General features: G+C 71.5%; 13 protein-coding genes. 6 read left to right on the plus strand and 7 right to left on the minus strand.

All coding sequences use genetic code 11. The annotated features are described in order from the left end of the window. Positions 1 to 174: 174 nt before the first annotated feature. A complete protein-coding gene (locus N4G66_RS29515; protein ID WP_261707298.1) occupies positions 175 to 3,270 on the plus strand; it encodes a glycoside hydrolase family 2 TIM barrel-domain containing protein in 3,096 nt (1,031 codons plus the stop codon). Here N4G66_RS29515 and qcrB read toward each other — a convergent pair. Together qcrB and N4G66_RS29525 are read right to left on the minus strand one after the other, a co-directional pair. Then, on the minus strand, positions 3,181 to 4,773 hold the full coding sequence (gene qcrB / locus N4G66_RS29520) for a cytochrome bc1 complex cytochrome b subunit (protein ID WP_261707299.1): 1,593 nt from the start codon (positions 4,771 to 4,773) through the stop codon (positions 3,181 to 3,183). The genes N4G66_RS29515 and qcrB overlap by 90 nt on opposite strands. Continuing rightward, positions 4,770 to 5,741 carry a sigma-70 family RNA polymerase sigma factor gene (locus N4G66_RS29525; protein ID WP_261707300.1) on the minus strand — a complete coding sequence of 324 codons (972 nt, stop codon included), beginning with the start codon at positions 5,739 to 5,741 and terminating at the stop codon, positions 4,770 to 4,772. Before N4G66_RS29525 ends, qcrB begins: the two co-directional genes overlap by 4 nt. A 231-nt stretch (positions 5,742 to 5,972) precedes the next feature. Here N4G66_RS29525 and N4G66_RS29530 point away from each other — a divergent pair, with 231 nt between their 5' ends. Both N4G66_RS29530 and N4G66_RS29535 read left to right on the plus strand, forming a co-directional pair. Next, positions 5,973 to 6,545, plus strand: a complete 573-nt coding sequence (locus N4G66_RS29530; protein WP_261707301.1) for a TIGR03086 family metal-binding protein — start codon at positions 5,973 to 5,975, stop codon at positions 6,543 to 6,545. A 543-nt stretch (positions 6,546 to 7,088) separates the two neighbouring features. Further along, entirely contained in the window at positions 7,089 to 9,017 is a 1,929-nt protein-coding gene (locus N4G66_RS29535) for an RICIN domain-containing protein (protein WP_261707302.1), read from the plus strand. Positions 9,018 to 9,065: 48 nt separating this feature from the next. On the opposite strand, the gene N4G66_RS29540 is transcribed toward N4G66_RS29535, so the two are convergent. Together N4G66_RS29540 and N4G66_RS29545 are read right to left on the minus strand one after the other, a co-directional pair. Beyond that, positions 9,066 to 10,040 carry a 2-hydroxyacid dehydrogenase gene (locus N4G66_RS29540; RefSeq protein ID WP_261707303.1) on the minus strand — a complete coding sequence of 325 codons (975 nt, stop codon included), beginning with the start codon at positions 10,038 to 10,040 and terminating at the stop codon, positions 9,066 to 9,068. Further along, complete coding sequence (locus N4G66_RS29545; RefSeq protein ID WP_261707304.1) at positions 10,037 to 11,206, minus strand: lactate 2-monooxygenase; 1,170 nt, start codon at positions 11,204 to 11,206, stop codon at positions 10,037 to 10,039. Before N4G66_RS29545 ends, N4G66_RS29540 begins: the two co-directional genes overlap by 4 nt. Positions 11,207 to 11,319: 113 nt before the next feature. On the opposite strand from N4G66_RS29545, the gene N4G66_RS29550 reads away from it, so the two are divergent. Further along, a complete protein-coding gene (locus tag N4G66_RS29550) occupies positions 11,320 to 12,498 on the plus strand; it encodes a PucR family transcriptional regulator (protein ID WP_261707305.1) in 1,179 nt (392 codons plus the stop codon). Between the two features lie 147 nt (positions 12,499 to 12,645). On the opposite strand, the gene N4G66_RS29555 is transcribed toward N4G66_RS29550, so the two are convergent. Together N4G66_RS29555 and N4G66_RS29560 are read right to left on the minus strand one after the other, a co-directional pair. Further along, positions 12,646 to 13,101 carry a TIGR03668 family PPOX class F420-dependent oxidoreductase gene (locus N4G66_RS29555; protein ID WP_261707306.1) on the minus strand — a complete coding sequence of 152 codons (456 nt, stop codon included), beginning with the start codon at positions 13,099 to 13,101 and terminating at the stop codon, positions 12,646 to 12,648. A gap of 156 nt (positions 13,102 to 13,257) precedes the next feature. Next, positions 13,258 to 13,809, minus strand: coding sequence for a hypothetical protein (locus N4G66_RS29560; protein WP_261707307.1), 552 nt, complete (start codon positions 13,807 to 13,809; stop codon positions 13,258 to 13,260). 342 nt (positions 13,810 to 14,151) lie between these two features. Between N4G66_RS29560 and N4G66_RS29565 the strand changes: the two genes are divergently transcribed. Next, the gene (locus N4G66_RS29565; RefSeq protein WP_261707308.1) at positions 14,152 to 14,586 is read left to right on the plus strand and encodes a protease inhibitor; all 435 of its coding nucleotides are present in this window, start codon (positions 14,152 to 14,154) and stop codon (positions 14,584 to 14,586) included. A 487-nt stretch (positions 14,587 to 15,073) separates the two neighbouring features. Next, complete coding sequence (locus N4G66_RS29570) at positions 15,074 to 16,681, plus strand: bifunctional phosphatase PAP2/diacylglycerol kinase family protein (RefSeq protein ID WP_261707309.1); 1,608 nt, start codon at positions 15,074 to 15,076, stop codon at positions 16,679 to 16,681. A gap of 23 nt (positions 16,682 to 16,704) precedes the next feature. Here the strand turns inward: N4G66_RS29570 and N4G66_RS29575 are convergent, their stop codons facing one another. Then, positions 16,705 to 18,207 carry an MFS transporter gene (locus N4G66_RS29575; protein WP_261707310.1) on the minus strand — a complete coding sequence of 501 codons (1,503 nt, stop codon included), beginning with the start codon at positions 18,205 to 18,207 and terminating at the stop codon, positions 16,705 to 16,707. Positions 18,208 to 18,222 lie beyond the last annotated feature (15 nt).

Consider the following 18,222-nt stretch of genomic DNA (forward strand, 5'->3'; position numbering starts at 1 on the left):
CCCCCGAACAGGGGCGGCCCGGACAGCCATTCGTGCGGTGCGTTTTCGGCCGATGCGGCTCGCGGTACGGAAGTGATGACCCGACCCTTGACGGCGCCGTGTGTCTCTCCGTCAGAATCTGTTTGTTCACGATCAGTTGTGATGACTTATGGGCCCTGATGAGAGAGAGTCGCCGTGACGGTCACTCGAAGAGCGGTATTGATCGCGGGAACGGCCGTTCCCGCCGTCGGCGCACTCACCGGCGCCGCCGACGCCGGGCCGACGGCCTCCGAGCCCGTTCGGGGGCGCCGCACGCTCGCGCTGCGCGACGGCTGGCGCTTCGCGCTGGCCGACCCGGGCGGCATCACCGACCCGACCGGTGCCTACGAGGGGGCCGAGCGGCCCGACTACGACGACTCGGCGTGGCGCGCGGTGGCGGTGCCGCACGACTGGAGCATCGAGCAGGCCCCGACCACGGAGCACGGCACCACCAGTGGCACCGGGTTCTTCCCCGGCGGCCTGGGCTGGTACCGCACCGCCTTCACCCTGCCGTCCGGCTTCACAGGCAAACGGATCTCCGTGGAATTCGACGGGGTGTACATGGACGCCTCCGTCTACTGCAACGGCGAGGAGGTCGGCCGTCACCCCTACGGGTACACCGGCTTCGCGTTCGACCTGACCGGCCTGCTGCACACGGACGGCAGCACCGCGAACGTCATCGCGGTCCAGGTGCGCAACCAACTCCCCAGCAGCCGCTGGTACTCGGGCAGTGGCATCTACCGCGACGCCCGCCTGGTCGTGACCGAGGCGATCCATGTCGCGCGCTGGGGGACCCGCGTCACGACCCCCGAGGTCGAAGGGGAGCGGGCGGTCGTCCGGGCCCGGACCACCGTCGTCAACGAGACCGGCACCCCGGCCGACGTCCGGGTGACCTCACGGATCGTCGGCCCCGACGGCCGGACCGCCGCCCGCACCGCCACCACGGTCACCGTCGGCGAACGGACCGACGAGACCCACGAACTCACCGTCGAAAAACCGAAGTTGTGGGACTTCGCCAGTCCGGAACACCGCTACGCCCTGGAGACCGAACTGCGCGTCGGCGACACCGTCGTCGACACCTTCCGTACACCGTTCGGCATCCGCACCTTCCACTTCGACCCGGACGACGGATTCCACCTCAACGGCACGTACGCCAAGATCAAGGGCGTCGACCTGCACCACGACCAGGGCGCGCTCGGCGCGGCGATCAGCATCGACGCCGTACGCCGCCAGATGACCATCATGAAGTCGATGGGCGTCAACGCCTTCCGCACCTCCCACAACCCGCCCTCGCCGCAGATCGTCCAGGTCTGCGAGGAACTGGGCATCGTGATGATGGTGGAGGCCTTCGACTGCTGGCGGACCGGCAAGACGGCCCACGACTACGGCCGCTTCTTCGACGAGTGGTGCGAGAAGGATGCCACCGAGATGGTCCTTGCGGCCCGCAACTCGCCCGCCGTGGTGCTCTGGTCCATCGGCAACGAGATCCCCGACTCCACCTCCACCGCCGGGCTCGCCATGGCCGACCGGATCATCGGCGCCATCAGGGCCGCCGACGACACCCGCCCGCTGGTCATCGGCTCCGACAAGTACCGCCGCCTGCCCACGAAGGGTTCCGCGGCCGACCTCATGCTCGCCAAGCTCGACGGTCTCGGCCTCAACTACAACACGGCCAAGTCGGTGGACGCCCTGCACGCGGCCTACCCCCACCTGTTCCTCTTCGAGTCCGAGTCGTCGTCCGAGACCTCCACCCGCTCCGCGTACCAGGAGCCGGAACACCTCAACACCGGGGAGAACCACACCCCGGGCAGGCGTGCGGTCTCCTCCTACGACAACAACCTCGCCTCCTGGACGATGAGCGGCGAGTACGGTCACAAGAAGGACCGGGACCGCAAATGGTTCGCGGGCCAGTTTCTGTGGTCGGGCATCGACTACATGGGCGAGCCCACGCCGTACGACGTCTTCCCGGTGAAGGCCTCCTTCTTCGGCGCGGTCGACACGGCAGGCTTCCCGAAGGACATGTACCACCTGTTCAGGAGCCAGTGGACGAGCGAGCCCATGGTCCATCTGCTGCCGATGAGCTGGAACCACACGGAGGGGGAGACCGTCGAGGTCTGGGCCTACGCGAACGTCGACACCGTCGAGCTGTTCCTCAACGGGAAGTCCCTCGGCACGCGGACGTTCGACACCAAGAAGACCACCGACGGGCGCACGTACCTGGAGACCACGGAAGCGACCGGTGACGACAAGACCTTCACCGACGGTGCTTATCCCGGGAGTTACACGAGTCCGAACGGCAGCGCGGGCAAACTGCATCTCATCTGGAAAGTCCCGTACGCGCCAGGGGAGTTGAAGGCGGTGGCCCGGCGCGACGGCAGGGCGGTCGCGACGGACGTCCTGCGCACGGCCGGGACCCCGCACACGATCCGGCTGACGCCGGACCGCACCTCGCTCGCGGCGGACGGCCGTTCGCTGGTGTTCGTGACCGCCGAAGTGGTCGACGCCCATGGTGTCGTCGTGCCCGACGCGGAGGACCTGATCGCGTTCGACGTCGACGGCGGATCGCTGGCCGGCCTGGACAACGGCCGCCAGGAGAGCGCCGAGCGCTATCAGGCGAGCACCCGAACCGCCTTCCACGGCAAGGCACTCGCCATCGTCCGCTCCGGGACGCGGGCAGGTGCTGTGAAGGTGACCGCGCGGGCTCCGGGACTGCGGACGGGCTCCACGGCCGTACGCGCCACACCCGCCGGATCCCGGGCGACCACTCCCGCGACGCCGTTCCCGCCCGACCACCCTGCAGCCCCCGACTACCCTTACGCAGACGCCAGTTACTCGGGCCGCCCGGACTCGCTGCCGGCCGCGATGCTCGACGGCGACGCGGCCACCGGCTGGTCCAACGCCTTCTACAAGTCCGCGACGGCGCTGCTGCCCGCCTTCAGCGGGGCCCGCCCGGAGGACTGGGTCTCGGTCACCTGGGTGCGCCCCCGCCGTGTGGACCGCGTCGAGGTCTCCTTCACCGTCGACGCGACCCACACCCGCCCGGCCTCCGTCGAGGTGTCGGTGTGGGACGGGGAGCGCTGGGCGCCGGTGCGGGGGACGGCCGTCGACTGGGCCACGACGTCCGACGCGCCGACCGTGATCACCTTCGACGCGGTACGCGGCTCACGGCTGCGTCTCGTCATGGCGAGCGGGCACCCGGGCGCCGCCGACGGCGGACTGCGGATCAGCAGACTGGAGGTCCCGGTCGTCTGACGGGCCGGGGTCGAGGGCCCGCCGCCCGTGCTCGGTGAGCGTGTGGAGTTCGGCCGGGCCGAGCGGACGGTGCACCTCGACGTACTCGCCGTGCGGCAGGCGCCTGACGACGCCGGTCGCACGGCCGTGCGCCACCAGTTCACGGTCCCGCAGTTGCAGACCCAGGCAGATCCGGCGCGTCACGACGAACACGACGACGGGTACGAGCAGCACGGAGACCCGCACTGTCCAGGTCACCGTGTTGATCGACAGATGGAAGCGGGTCGCGACGATGTCGTTGCCACCGCCAGCGAGCAGGATCAGATACAGGCTGATCCAGGCCGCTCCGAGGGCGGTGCGCACCGGCCGGTTGCGGGGCCGGTCCAGCAGATGGTGCTCGCGCCGGTCGCCCGTGATCCAGGCCTCGACGAACGGGTACACGCCGATGGCGATCAGGAGCAGCGGGAACACGACGACCGGGATGAGCACGCCGAGCACCAGGGTGTGGCCCCACAGGGTGATCTCCCAGCCCGGCATCACCCGCACCAGCCCCTCGGCGAACCCCAGGTACCAGTCCGGCTGGGCACCGGTCGACACCTGGTCGGCGCGGTAAGGGCCGTACGCCCAGACCGGGTTGACGGTCGCGACCGCCGCGACCATCGCGAGGACACCGAACACCAGGAAGAAGAAGCCGCCCGCCTTCGCGAGGTAGACCGGCATGAACGGCGTTCCCACGACGTTGCGTTCGGTCCTTCCTGGCCCCGCGAACTGGGTGTGCTTGTGGTACACGACCAGGATCAGATGGGCCACGACGAGCGCCGCCATGATGCCCGGGATCAGCAGGACGTGCAGCGCGTAGAAGCGGGCGACGATGTCATGACCCGGGAACTCCCCGCCGAACAGGAAGAAGGACAGGTACGTGCCGACGACCGGCGTCGCGAGGAGCGCCCCGTTCACGAACCTGAGCCCCGTCCCGGACAGCAGATCGTCCGGCAGCGAGTAGCCGAACAGGCCCTCGAACATGCCGAGGAGCAGCAGCGTCCAGCCGAAGACCCAGTTCACCTCGCGGGGCTTGCGGAACGAGCCCGTGAAGAAGTGCCGCATCATGTGCGTGAGCATCGCGGCGAGGAAGACGAGCGCGGCCCAGTGGTGGATCTGCCGGATGAGCAGCCCGCCGCGCACGTCGAAACTGATGTCCAGCGTGGAGGCGTACGCCTCGGACATCCGGATGCCGTTCAGCGGGACGTAACTGCCGTGGTAGGTCACCTCGTTCATCGACGGATGGAAGAAGAGGGTGAGCCAGACGCCGGTGAGGACGAGGACGACGAAGCTGTAGAGGCATATCTCGCCGAGCAGGAAGGACCAGTGGTCCGGGAAGACCTTGCGCAGGTACCGCCTGCCGAGGGAGTGCAGACCGAGACGCCCGTCGAGCCAGTCGGCGACCCGCTCCCCGGAGGATGCCCGCTGACCTGGTCGTCCGGTGGCCTCCCGCTCGCCGGAGGACGGTCGTCCGGCGGCCGTCATGCGCGCCTCCCCTGCGCCGCCTCACCGAACCCGCCCGCGTCGGCTTCCTCGTCGCGCCGGACGTGCGAGAGCTTCTCGGGATTGGTGACGATGTAGACGCCGGACACCTGCTCGCCGTCCGGAGTGAGGTCCATGACCATGACCGCGTAGGGCGACGCGCCGTCGAAGACCACCGCGGAGTCGTCGCCGTTGACCCGCCGGTAGCGGACGTCGAGACCGGCACCACGGCGGGTGGCGTACCCGGCCAGCAGACGTGCCGCCTTGTCCCGTCCGCGCACCGGCCGCAGACCGGCCGAGCGGGCCTTGCCGCCGCCGTCCGTCCACACCGTGACGTCCGGGGCGAGGATCTCCATCAGCGCGGTGATGTCACCGCCGAGCGCCGCGTCCACGAAACGCTCGGTCGCCTGTCGGCGAACCCGGGGGTGGGCCCGGTAGAGCGGACGGCGGGCGTGCACGTGTTCCCGGGCGCGGTGCGCGAGCTGGCGGACCGCCGCCGGACTGCGGTCGATGACCTGCGCGATCTCGGTGTGCGGGTAGCCGAACACCTCGTTGAGGACGAAGACCGCGCGCTCCAGCGGGGTCAGCGACTCCAGGACGACCAGCATCGCGAGCGAGACGGACTCGGAGCGCAGGGCGTGGTCGTCGGCGCGCTCGGCCGCGGCCGGTCCGTCGAGCAGGGGTTCCGGCAGCCAGGGGCCCACATAGGTCTCCCGGCGGCGGGTGATGGCGGCGCGCCGGGCGAGCGCGTGGTTGACCGCGATGCGCACGAGGTAGGCGCGCGGGTTGCCGATGTCCTCTACGGGAGAGCGGCGGGCGCGGCCTGTCCATGACAGCCAGGTCTCCTGGAGCACGTCCTCGGTGTCGGCGACGGTTCCGAGGATGTTGTAGACGATCGCGAACAGCAGCTCGCGGTGCTCGACGAAGACCCGTGTCGGGCCGTCGTCGACGGCCTCGGGACTTTCGGACATGGCTCGCCTCCCTTGATGCGCTCACCACTGCGAGGGGAGGAGGGGGTCCGAATGTGACATCCGGCGGCCGAAATGTGATGCACGTCTCAGGTCGGATCGGGCGCGGTCCCGTGGGGGGCGAGAGGAGACGCGGCTGGTGGGACCGTTTCCTTTTCCGGCCGAGCCCGGTCTGTACATGGTGACCCGTCCGCCGCGTCGACGGGTCACGCCCTTCGGACAGGAGAAACCGCCATGTACGCCGATTCCGTGGAACTCGCCGGCCAGGTCGCCCGCGCGGCACACAACCTGCGGGACCACACACAGTCGTCCGCCCTCACCGGTAAACGTGAACTCCCCACCCCCTGCGTCGACTTCGATGTCCACCGGCTCAGTGAACACCTGCTCGGCGTGCTGGTCACCGGTGCTCGCGCGGCAGCGAAGGAGCCGCTGGCGGCGGACGCCCCGACGGCCCTGACCGAAGCCCCCTGGGTGGTCTTCCCGCCGCTCGTCGACAAGCTCGCCGCCGCCTGGTCCGAGCCGGGCGCCTGGGAGGGGGAGACGTCCTTCGCCGGAAGCGTCCGCCCCGCGCCGGTCGCCGGGATGATCACCATCATGGAGCTGACCGTGCACGGCTGGGACCTGGCCACCGCCACCGGCCAGTCGTTCACGGCGGACGACGACGTGATCGCCACCGCCGCGGCTGTCGCCGGTCAGATCGCCGAGAGTGCCCGCGCCAACGGGGCCTTCGGTCCCGAAGTCGTGCCCGCCCCCGACGCCACGCCCCTGGAGCGGCTGCTCGCGCTGACCGGCCGGAAGGCCGTCTGAGCGCGGGCCCGGGCCCGTTGCCGAGCGGGCCCCCTCGGGGCCGCCGACCGAGGGCGGGAAGAACGGGGTCGGCGGCCGGTTTCGCGCGGGAGAGCCGCCGTCCCGCGCGGGGCCTTCGAGGAGGGCCGGTCCCAGTGGACTACGGAGTTCTGTGCGCCGGGAGCGTGCGAGAGAGCCCGCCGTGTGCGCGCGGTTCACACGGGGCGCATAGAATATCGAATGCCGTTACGGCCTCGGCGAGTTGCCGAACTCTTTTTGACATTCTTTCAATAAGGTCGATCTCGCTCGTTCGCCTTGTTGGTCACGAGTGTGTTGTGCGAGGGTGAGCCTCCCGCGCTTGGTCAAGGGCCGGGTCTGAATCGCTGTTCGCCATTCCCGGCTGTCGACGAGCTCAAGAGGCTCCTGACCGACGGTCGCCGCACGGCCTTCGTCCCCGGCCGTTTTCCCGGCGTTCCGTCAAAAAGGTCTATGCCAATCGGGACTCCTTTTCGACGGGCAAGCACTTCTCTGTGCCACCTTGCACCTCGGAAGGAACCCGCTCCCGTGCGCACCCCCCACCCACCGCTTCCCGCCCATCCGCCCGGCGGATATTTCGGCGAATCCGACGAGGAGCTCGCCGCTGTGCTGAGAGGCGGGTCGGAGGCTGACGCCACCCGTCCCGTCGCTCTGCTGACAGCCCGGCACTGGCGGCCGGCGTACGACTACGCGGTGATCTGCCTCGCCACTTCGTCGCAGGTCGCCTCCATGGTCACCGAGGCATCCTTCCATCACGTGCTCGACCGCCTCGCCGAGGGCGAGCAGGCTCTCGCGCTGCGGCCCCGACTCCTCGTGACGGTACGGGACACGGTCCGGAACTGGGCGGCGGACGACCGGATATCAGAAGCCCTGCCGGCCTTGAGGAAACCCGCGGGGGGCCGCGGTATGCGCCTGGCGAAGTCCATGACGGCCGAAAACCGCAAGCTCGCCGAACGCGCTTTCCTCGCTCTTCCGGGCGCCGCCCGATGCCTGTTGTGGCACACCGAGGTGGAGGACGAGTCGCTGTCCGTGCCGGCCGGCCTTTTGGGCATGGACGCCGACACCGCGTTCGCCGCCTGGGAACAGGCCCGCGAGCAATTTCGCCAGGCCTGCCTGCGCGCCCATCTGGAACTCGCCCCGACCAGGGAATGCGGTTTCCACAACCGGCTCCTCGACGTGCCGATCCGGCGCGGTGGAGCCTTGCTGCCGGATGTCCAGCAGCATCTGGCGGAGTGCTCCTACTGCCGCTACGCGGCGGCACAACTCGGCCATTTTGAGGGAGAGTTGGGGGTCCTGATAGTCGAGTCCGTGCTCGGCTGGGGCGCCCGTCGCTACTTCGACTCCCGCCGGAGCCGCGGGCGGCAGGCACTACGGCACCGGAGCGTGTCCCCGTTCGGCGGCCGACGACAGCGAGGCGGTGAGCGCCCCGGCAAGGGCGGACGTCCCGTGGACGACGGACGCCTGGGACGTCGTGGGCGATCCGGCGGGGGTGGGCGCTCCGGGGACGAGGTGCGCCCGGAGAGTGGTGAGGTGCTGGTGGGTGGTGGGCATCCGGGGGTGGGCGAACGCTTCGGGGACGACGTGGGCTTGGAGAGTGGTGAGACCCTGGCGGGCCGTGGGCGACCCGGCGGGGATGGGCGCTTCGGAGACGAGGTGCGCCCGGAGAGTGGTGAGGTGCTGGCGGGTGGTGGGCGTCCGGGGGTGGGCGAACGCTTCGGGGACGACGTGCGCCCGGAAAGCGGTGGGCGCCCGGCGGGCGGTGGGCGCCCCGGGGCGGGCGGCCGCCGTCGTCTGGTGTCCCCGTTCGCCCCGACGGGGCGCCGCGCCGCCGGGCCGGCGGAAGTACCGCAGCAGGCACTGGTCACCGGGGCCGGTCTGTCGGCCGCCCTGCTGGCGACCGTCCTGGCGGTCAGCCTGTGGCCGAACGAGGAGGGCGGCGCCGACTCCGCGGCCGCCATCGGCGCGAGCAGCAGCCGGACACTTTCACCCACCCAGGGTTCTCAGGTCCCGCCCGTGACGTCCACCCCGTCCACCGCGGCCGGAGTCTTCGTCAAGGGGGACCGGGCCCGGCTGCGCAACGTGGACGCCGACCTGTGTCTCGACGTCCGGGACTCCAGGGCCGTGGAAGGCGCCGAGGCCACGCTGGACGTGTGCTCGTCCGCCTGGACCCAGCAGTGGGTGTACGAGCGGGACGGACTGCTGCGCAGCGTCGCCGGTCCCGGGCTCTGCCTCGACGCGCGTGCCGACGACGGTGTCCTCCTGCTCGACCGCTGCGCCGGCGAGGACGCGAAGCAGCGCGAGGACATGCGCTACGACCTCACCGAGGAGGGCGAGCTGCTGTCCCGCGGGCGTGACGGACTGGCCGTCGCACCCGCGTCCACGGACCCCGGCGCCGACATCGTGGTCAAGGTCCGCGACTACTCCGACATACAGCGCTGGCGGACCGAGGCCGGCTAGAGGCACCCCGATCCGCTGCCGCCCGTCGCGGACGCAGGGCCAACGTGGCTAGGAGACGACGTCCTGGGGCGGCTTGCCCGCCACGAAGTCCGCGGCGTTCTGGACGGCGGCCAGCGCGATCCGTACCAGGGTCTCGCGGGTGACACCGGCGACGTGCGGCGAGAGTACGACGTTCGGCGCCTTGAGCAACCGCAGGGCCGGGGTGGGCGGTTCGGGGTCGAAGACATCGAGGCCCGCCCCGGCGAGGGCGCCGGCGTGCAGCGCGTCCGCGAGGGCGTCCTGGTCGATCAGGGCGCCCCGCGAGGTGTTGACGACGAACGCGGTCGGCTTCAGCAACGCGAGCCGCTCGGCGTTCAGCAGATGCCGGGTCGCCTCGGTGAGCGGCGCGTGCAGGCTGACGTAGTCCGATATGCGCAGCAGTTCGTCGAGTTCGACATGGCGGGCGCCGAGCCGGGCCTCCGTCTCGGCGGACGCGCGCGTGGGCCCGGCGTACACGACGCTCATGTCGAACGCGACCGCGCGTCGGGCGACCTCCTCGCCGATATGGCCGAGTCCCACGATGCCGAGCGTCTTGCCGGACAGCTCGGTGATCGACTGCTGGAGCCGGGGCAACGCCCAGTCCGCCTCGGTCAACGCGGTGTGGGCGGGCACCAGTTGCTTGGCCAGGGCGAGCATGAGGGCGAAGGTCTGCTCGGCCACGTTCTGCTTCTCGGCGCCGCTGGATCCGATGTTGCACACGGGTACGCCCCGGTCGCGCGCGGCGTCCAGGTCGACGTAGTCGAAGCCGTGACTCGCGCACTGGATCAGCTCCAGGTCCGGTGCGGCGGCGATGTGTGCGGCGGTCACCGGGCCGAGGCCCGTGACGACGACATGGGCCTCGCGCAGCGCGGCGGGGTCCTCGTCCGTCGCCTCCACGACGGTGACCCGGACCTGCCCGGGAAAGAGCGTGGCGAGCGCTGCTCCCGCCGTACGGCCGCCGACATGCGGAGAGACGACGGCGAGCACGTTCTTCGTGACGGTCATGCGGTTTCCTCGATGAGGTCGTCGGGGCCCAGGGAGTCCGGGCGGGCGTGTCCGGACAGGGCGAGGGTGAGATCGAACTCGGCGAGCAGACAGCGGACGACGTGTTCGACGCCCGCCTGCCCGTCGAGGCCGAGCCCATAGGCGTACGGACGTCCGACGAGCACCGCCCGTGCCCCGAGGGCGAGCGCCTTGAAGATGTCGTCGCCGGTGCGGATGCCGCTGTCGAAGAGCACGCCGAGCCGGTCGCCCACCGCCTCCACCACGCGGGGCAGCGCGTCGGCGGCCGCGACCGACCCCGCCACCTGCCGGCCGCCGTGGTTGGAGACCACCACGCCGTCCATCCCGGCCTCGGCGGCGCGCCGGGCGTCGTTCGGGTGCAGGATGCCCTTGAGGACGATCGGCCCGTCCCAGTAATCCCGCAGGAAGGCCAGATCCGGCCAGGTCTTGCCGGGGTCCGCGAACATGTTCACGAAGTGCATCACGGCCGCGTTCGGGTCCTCGTGCACCGGCTTGGCCAGACCGGCCCGGAACGCCGGATCCGAGAAGTAGTTGGCGGTGCCCACACCGTGCAGGAACGGCAGGTACGCCTGGTCGAGATCGCGTGGTCGCCAGGCCAGCAACGGCGTGTCGAGCGTGACGAACAGCGCGGTGAACCCGGCCGCCTTCGCCCGGTCCAGGAAGCTGCGGGTGACCTCGCGGTCCTTCGCCCAGTACAGCTGGAACCAGCGCTCGGCGTCCCCCATGGCCTCGGCGACCTGCTCCATGGGGGTGCTGGAGGCGGACGACAGGATGTAGGGCACGCCCTGCGCGGCGGCGGCCCGTGCCGCCGCGCACTCCGCGTCCGGATGCATGATCGACAGCACGCCGATCGGCGCGAGCGCGAGCGGCGCGGGCAGCGGGCGCCCCAGCACCTCGACGGACAGGTCGCGTTCGTGGACGTCACGCAGCATGCGGGGCACGATCCGGCGCCGGTCGAGGGCGTCCCGGTTGGCGCGCGCCGTGCTGCCGTTGCCCGCGCTTCCCGCCACATAACCGACCGGTCCGGGGCCGAGCCGTTGCTCGGTGAGCTCCTCCAGCCGTGTCAGATCGGTGGGCAGCCGCGGTACGGCGCCCGTCATTCCGTTCAGATAGATCTCGTACTGGAAGTCGGCCCAGTGCTTCGCCATCCGTACGTCCCGCCTCTCGTCCCTGAGACCGCGCTGTACGAGGTCGATCCTGGCGACTGTGACAAGTCCCGTCCACCGTGGTGCGCACAACGTGCGGCTGGAATCATCACCCTGTGACAAACAAGCCGTCCGAGGACCGGGAACGCGTCCGGCAGGAAATGGTCGCCGACCCGCGCGTCGTGGAGGCGATCGTCGCAGCCGTCCACGAACAGGTCCCGGTGTACGCGGCGCTCGACGACAGCAGGCTGCCCGAGGTACGAGCCATCGCGGCCTGGGGACTCGAGCGGCTGCTGGGCCTGTGGGCCACCGACGGCACGCTGGGGCCGGCCGATCTGCGGCGCTTCCGGGGTATCGCGTCGGCCCGCGCGGCGGACGGGCGCCCGGTGCAGGCGGTGCTGCGCGCCTACCGGGTCGCGGGCACCGTCCTCACGGACGAGATCGCCGCCCGCGCGCCCCGGCTCGCCGCCGCCGACGCCTTCGCGCTCGCCCGCATGCTGCTCGCCACGCTCGACACCCTCTCCGAGGAGATGGCCACCGCGTACGCCGCCACCAGCGAGGACCTGGCCGGCGACCGGACCCGGGCGCTGCGGCTGCTGCTCGACGACCTGATCGCCGGGCGGCACGCCTCGGTGGGCGCGCTGACCGACCGTTCCGCCCGGCTGGGCATCCAGCTCCCGGATCCCTGCTGCCTGCTGGTGGCGGAGCCGGTCGCCGCGAACCGGCCCGACCTCGCGCACGAGACGGCGACCGGGCTGCTCGACGCGCTGGCCGGTTCCGGGGGTGAGATGACGCCTCTCGCGACGGTACGAGGCTCCCGGGCCGTCCTGTTGCTGCCGCTCGCGGCGTCGGCGCACGTGGGGGCGGTCCTGGGCGAACGGTCCTGGCGCGGGTGCGTCATCACCGGCGAGGGCCTGGACCGGGTCGCCCTCGCACACCGGCTCGCCGCCGACGCCCTCGACACCGCGCCGGCCCACGCCCATCGGTCCGGGCACGTTCTCACGGACGCCGACGCGCACGTCCTCGTGCTGCTCGCCGGGCGCCCGGCCGCCGCGCCGGACCACATCGCCGGGGTGGTGCTGGGACCGCTCACCGACGTCGCCCAGCGGCATCTGCTGGAGGCGCTCACGGCGTACATCGACTCGGGCTCGGCGAACGCCGCCGCGCGGGCCCTGCACCTTCATCCGCAGTCCCTGCGCTACCGCCTGCGCCGCGTCCACGAACTGACCGGGCGCGACCCGCGCGACCCCTGGCAGCGGCTCACCCTGGACATCGCCCGAACGATCCGCGACTGAGCCGAGGCCAGGCTGTCTTCGCCCCCGCCGCCCCTACGGGAAGTGCAGCCCCTCCGGCGTTCGAGGAGTGGGGTCCGGGGCGGAGCCCCAGGTACGGGACGGGAAGGGGTACCGAGGGCGAACTTCCCTCGGTACCCCGGGCGCCGCTCATGGCTCCGGGGCGGCCTGCCAGCCCCGCCAGCGGTGGACGGTGATCACTGTCACCGGGCCGTCCGGTGGCCGGTTCCGGTACTGGGGGTACTTGTCCCGCAGCGCGTCGACCGCAGCGGCGTAGGCGTGCGCGACCTCACCGCGCTCCCGCCCGTCCGGCGGCGGGACGATGCGCGCCTCGCCGTCCGCCCGTACCCACCACAGCCGTTCCCAGTCCTCGTCGTAGGCGTCCACGAGCAGACAGACGGCCGGCCGGGCGGCGATGTTGCGCAGCCGCCGCAGCAGCGGCGACCGCTTGGGTTTGTGGTCGACGGCGGTGACGAGTTCGTCGCCGCAGCGCGCGAACACGAGGGGCACCAGATGCGGGCGGCCCTCGGCGTCCACGGTCGCGAGAGTCGCCACCCGCGCCGCCAGGAAACGGCGGCGCGCCTGGTTCTCGTCCATGTCGGGCACGAGCGGCTCCCGTTCCTCCGCGGGCCGTGCCGCCGTCCGCGGTGGACGGGCGGGAACGCGGCGGCGCCGACCTCCGCGACACCTCGTCCCGTCGGCACCTGCCGCCAGTGTGGCGCCGTACCCCGGAGCGGTGCGGTGGTGGCACCGCCGGCCGGGTCACTCCTCGTCGTCGGGAGCGTCCTGCGGTTCGGCGTCCGGTCCCTGCGAGCGGACCCGCTGCACATGCTCCAGGGAGTCGCGCAGCTCGCCGAGCCAGTCGTCGGTGTGCCGCTGGACGAGACGGACGCACCAGGCCAGGGCGTCACTGCGGCTGCGGGCGACCCCGGCCGCGATGAGCGTGTCGAGGACCTCGCGTTCGGGCTGGCGCAGCCGGGTCATGACCGGCGCGGCGACATGTGTGAACAGGGCGCGCTCGGTGCCGCACTCCACACCCCAGGAGACCTTCTTGCGGAAGCGGTGCTCCGCCTCGCGGGCCACCTCGACACGGTCGTCCCGGGTGCGCTCGCGGAATTCCTGGATACGGGCCTGGAGCGCCGCCTCCTTCTCGGCGTCCGAGGCGCCATCGGCGAGCCTCGGCTCGGGGATGCGGCCGACGACGGTGATCTCCTCGCGGTCGACCGTCACCTCCGCCAGGCTCTCGAAGAGATCGTCGGGCAGGCGGCCGGCGAACCAGCCGCGCAGCTTCTCGCGTTGCTCCGTTGTAATCATGTAATGACGATTACTCCGTTACGGACGAAGTGCAAGAGGTCCCGGAGAAGTCCGCCGAGAGCGGAAGTCGAGGCGGCATGCCGGTTGAAGCGGAATGTTTCAGGCCTATTGCTGAGCCATGTCAATCCGGCCAGGTGGCCGTCGGCGGCGATCAACAACCGCTCAGTTCCGGGCCTCAGGCGTTCGAATTCTGTAACTTCGCGCCACTGATTCAATACTCAAAGTTACCGAAACGCGTGGGGTCGATGTGTGTTTCCTGTGCGGACTCGGCAGACTCGCGCTCGCCGAACCGGCACTCGACCGAGCCGGTATCGCATTCGATCGAGCGGAAGGATGCACACAATGCCGAACACCGCGCGTTGGGCAGCGACTCTCACCCTGACGGCCACCGCCGTCTGCGGCCCCCTGATGGGGTCCGCCCACGCAGCCCCCGCCCTCGGCCCGTCCGGGCTCTACGCCCCCTCCGCCCTGGTGCTCACCACGGGCCACGGCCAGAGCGCGGCCGTCACCACTCCTGAACGCGCCGTCACCCTCAACTGCGCCCCGACGGCCTCCGGGACCCACCCGGCAGCGGCCGACGCCTGTGCCGAACTCCGGGGTGTCAAGGGCGATTTCGACGGACTGACACCTAGAAACGACGTCTTCTGTACGAGGCAGTACGACCCCGTGGTCGTCACAGTGGCCGGCGTCTGGCAGGGCAAGCGTGTCTCGTACGAGCACACTTTCGCCAACGAGTGCGTGAAGAACTCCTACGGGATGACCGTCTTCGCGTTCTGAGAGACCGGGATCGCGTGGTCCTTGTGGACATGGACCGGGGTCCGTAGCTGGGGAGTGCGGGTTCCGTCGCGAGGTGCCATGTGATTTCGCACCGAGGGTCGGCCAGACGGAGTGGGGCCGTCGGCCGGCCCTCGGCATTTCTGCGTGCACGACCGGAACGACCGCGGCACAGGCGTCACCCCCCGAGGGAGCCGCACCGACGCCCGGTGTCTCCGGAAACGCGACGCTTCCCGAGGCCATCCCTCCCGGAGGGTGTCGCCTCCCACGACCGCTCGCGACCGGAACGCCGTACCTCCCGGCGGCTGCCCCTCCGGAGGGCTCGCAGCCCGTGGCCTGTCCTCACGGCGGGCGCCGCGTTCCGCGAGGCGTCCCTCACGGGGGCGCCGCGTTCCGCGACGGACCGATTCCTCCGCCGCACGGCCCACGCGCGTCACCGTTGCGAGTCACCCGGGATGCCGACGCGGCCGAGGCGGCGTAGCGGTGGAGCATGGGTGTACTCGTCGAATGGGACCAGCGGCTGTTCACACGGGTGGCCGCGGCGCGGGTGCCCGGAGCCGATCCGGCACTGCGGCGGCTCAGCCACGCGGCCAACCACGGGTGCCTGTGGATCGGCACGGCGGCGGGACTCGGCCTGGTCGGCGGGTCCACGGGACGACGGGCGGCGCTGCGCGGCCTCGGCTCACTGGCGCTGGCCTCGTTCACTGTCAACACGCTGGTGAAGTGGAGCGCCCGGCGCCCCCGCCCGCTGCTGGAAGGCGTCCCCTCCATCCGGCACCTGTCCCGTCAGCCGCACACCACATCCTTCCCGTCCGGGCACTCCGCCTCCGCCGCGGCCTTCGCCACCGCGGTCGCCCTGGAGTCCACGCGCTATGGCGCCCTGGTCACGCCCGTGGCCGCCGCCGTCGCCTTCTCGCGTGTCTACGTAGGGGTCCACTACCCGGGAGACGTGCTCGCCGGCGTGGCCATCGGCGTGGGCGCGGCGGCCCTCACCTGCCGCTGGTGGCCGCCGCGCCCCGCCGTACCGGAGCGGGAGCGGCCCGCCGCGCGGGCGCCCGCACTGCCACTCGGCAAGGGGCTGGTCGTCTTCGTCAACGACCGAGCCGCTGCCAGTGCCCGTGCGGGCGGCGGTTCCGGTGCCGGCGCGTCCGCGGCACCGCTGTCGCCCGCCGGGCGGCTGCGCGCCCTGCTGCCCGAGGCCGAACTGATCGAGCGCGGTCCCGGTGACGACTTCGCGGAGCTGCTCGCCGCGGCGGCCGACCGGGCCGCGGAGACCGGTGGCGCGCTCGGGGTCTGCGGCGGCGACGGCAGTGTCAACGCCGCTGCCCGCGCGGCGGCCGAACGGGGGCTGGCGCTGGCCGTGTTCCCCGGCGGCACCCTCAACCACTTCGCGCTGGACGTGGGCACCTGCGACTTCGAGGACACCTCCGTCGCCGTCGCCGGGGGCGAGGCGGTGTCGGTGGACATCGGCGTCGCCCGCCCGGTGACGGGACAGGACATGCCGTTCCTCAACACGTTCAGCATCGGTCCGTACCCCGAACTCGTGCGGCTCCGGGACCAGTTGGCGCGGCGCTGGGGCGGCGGGCCGGCGGCGGCCGTCGCCCTGGTCCGGGTGCTGAGCACCGCGCGTCCCATCGAGCTGAACGTCAACGGCCGGCCCCGCCGCCTGTGGCTGCTCCTCGCGGGCAACGGCCGTTACGCCCCCGAAGGCCTCGCCCCCGCCTTCCGGCCGCGTCTGGACGACGGGCTGCTCGATGTACGCCTGGTCGACGCCGACCACCGCCTCGCCCGGACCCGTGTCGTCGCCTCCGCGGTCCTCGGGACCCTGAGTCACTCACGGGTCTACGGCGCGGAGCAGGTTCCCTGGGTGGAGCTGGACGGGATCATCGGCGCCGGCGCCCTCGCGTACGACGGCGAAGTCCACCCCGGCGCGGCCGGGTTGCGGCTGGAGAAGGAGCGGCGGGCGCTGGTCGTGTACCGGCCCGTCCGGCCGGGAGGCGAACTGCGCCAGGAGGCGCGCCGGGTCGCCGCGACGGCCCGCTACCGGCGACGGGTGAGGGGCCGCCGTCTCCCTGCGGACGGCGGCCCCTCGGCCTGATGGGTGACCGGGTCAGGACCTGGTCACATGTGTACGACCGGTGCGGCGTCCGGGTCCTGGGCCGGCGTGCCGCGGCGGTAGAGCACGAGCGCGAGGAGCGCTCCGGCGGCGAAGAAGCCGGCCGACCACCAGAAGGCGGTGGTGTAGCTCTCGATCGTCGACTGGGCCTGGACCAGCTTGTCCGTCGCGTCCTTGCCTGCGAGATAGCTGGTCGAGGCACTCGCGGCGAGTGTGCTCAGCAGGGCCGTACCGATCGAACCGCCCACCTGCTGCATGGTGTTGACGGTCGCGGAGGCCACACCCGCGTCTTCGGGAGCGATCCCGCTGGTGGCCAGTGACATGGCGGGCGGCATCACCATGCCGAGGCCGGCACCGATCAGCAGCAGCGGCGGCAGCACGTCGGTCGAGAAGGACGAGTCGATGCCGATGCCGGTCAGCCAGGCCATGCCGAGCGCGGCGACCGCGAAGCCCGCGGGGATGACCGCCTTCGGCCCGATCCGGGGCACCAGGACCGTGGTGGAGACCTGGGCCATGACCATCAGGGCCGCCATCATCGGCAGGAACGCCACACCCGTCTTGGTGGGGCTGAAGCCGAGGTTCAGCTGAAGGTAGTAGGTGAGGAAGAGGAAGACGCCGAACATGCCCGCGCCGGTGATGAGCACCGCGAGGAACGAGGCGGCCCGGTTGCGGTCGAGCAGGACGCGCATCGGCAGCAGCGGGTGCTTCGCCCGCGTCTGCCACCGGGCGAACGCGGCCAGCAGGATGCCGCCCACGGTCAGGAAGCCCCAGGTGGCGGGCGAACTCCAGTGGTGCGTCTCGGCGTTGGAGAAACCGTAGACCACGGCGAAGAGGCCGGTGGAGACCAGCAGGGTGCCCGGCAGGTCGAGCTTGGAGTTCGCCGCGTCACGGTGACCGCTCAGCAGGACCCAGCCGCCGGCGAAGGCGACGACCGCGAAGACGAGGTTGACGAACAGCGTCCAGCGCCAGTCGAGCGCGTCGGTCAGGAGGCCGCCGAGCAGCAGGCCCACCGCGCCACCGGCACCGGCGATCGCGCCGTACACGCTGAACGCCTTGGCGCGCTCCTTGGCGTCGGTGAACGTCGTGTTCAGCAGGGAGAGGGCGGCCGGCGCGAGGAGGGCGCCGAACACACCTTGCAGTGCGCGGGCGGTGACCAGCATCCCGAAGCTGTTGGAGACGCCGCCCAGGACGGAGGCCCCGGCGAACCCGGCGACACCGACCAGGAAGGCGGGCTTGCGTCCGAAGAGGTCCGCGATGCGCCCGCCGAGCAGCAGCAGGGAGGCGAAGGCCAGCGAGTACGCGGTGACGATCCACTGCCGGTTGCCGTCGGAGAAGCCGAGGTCCGCCTGGGCGGAGGGCAGGGCGATGTTCACGATGGTGGCGTCGAGGACCACCATCAGCTGGGCGATGCCGATGATGGAGAGGATCCACCATCGCCGCTTCGACGCGGGTGCGGACGCCGGGTCCGCGGCACCCGCGCCGGTGCCTTTGGTCAGGGTCTGGGACATGGGAGAAGCACTCCA

The sequence above is a fragment of the Streptomyces rhizosphaerihabitans genome, assembly GCF_025399795.1.
Lineage (GTDB): Bacteria > Actinomycetota > Actinomycetes > Streptomycetales > Streptomycetaceae > Streptomyces > Streptomyces rhizosphaerihabitans.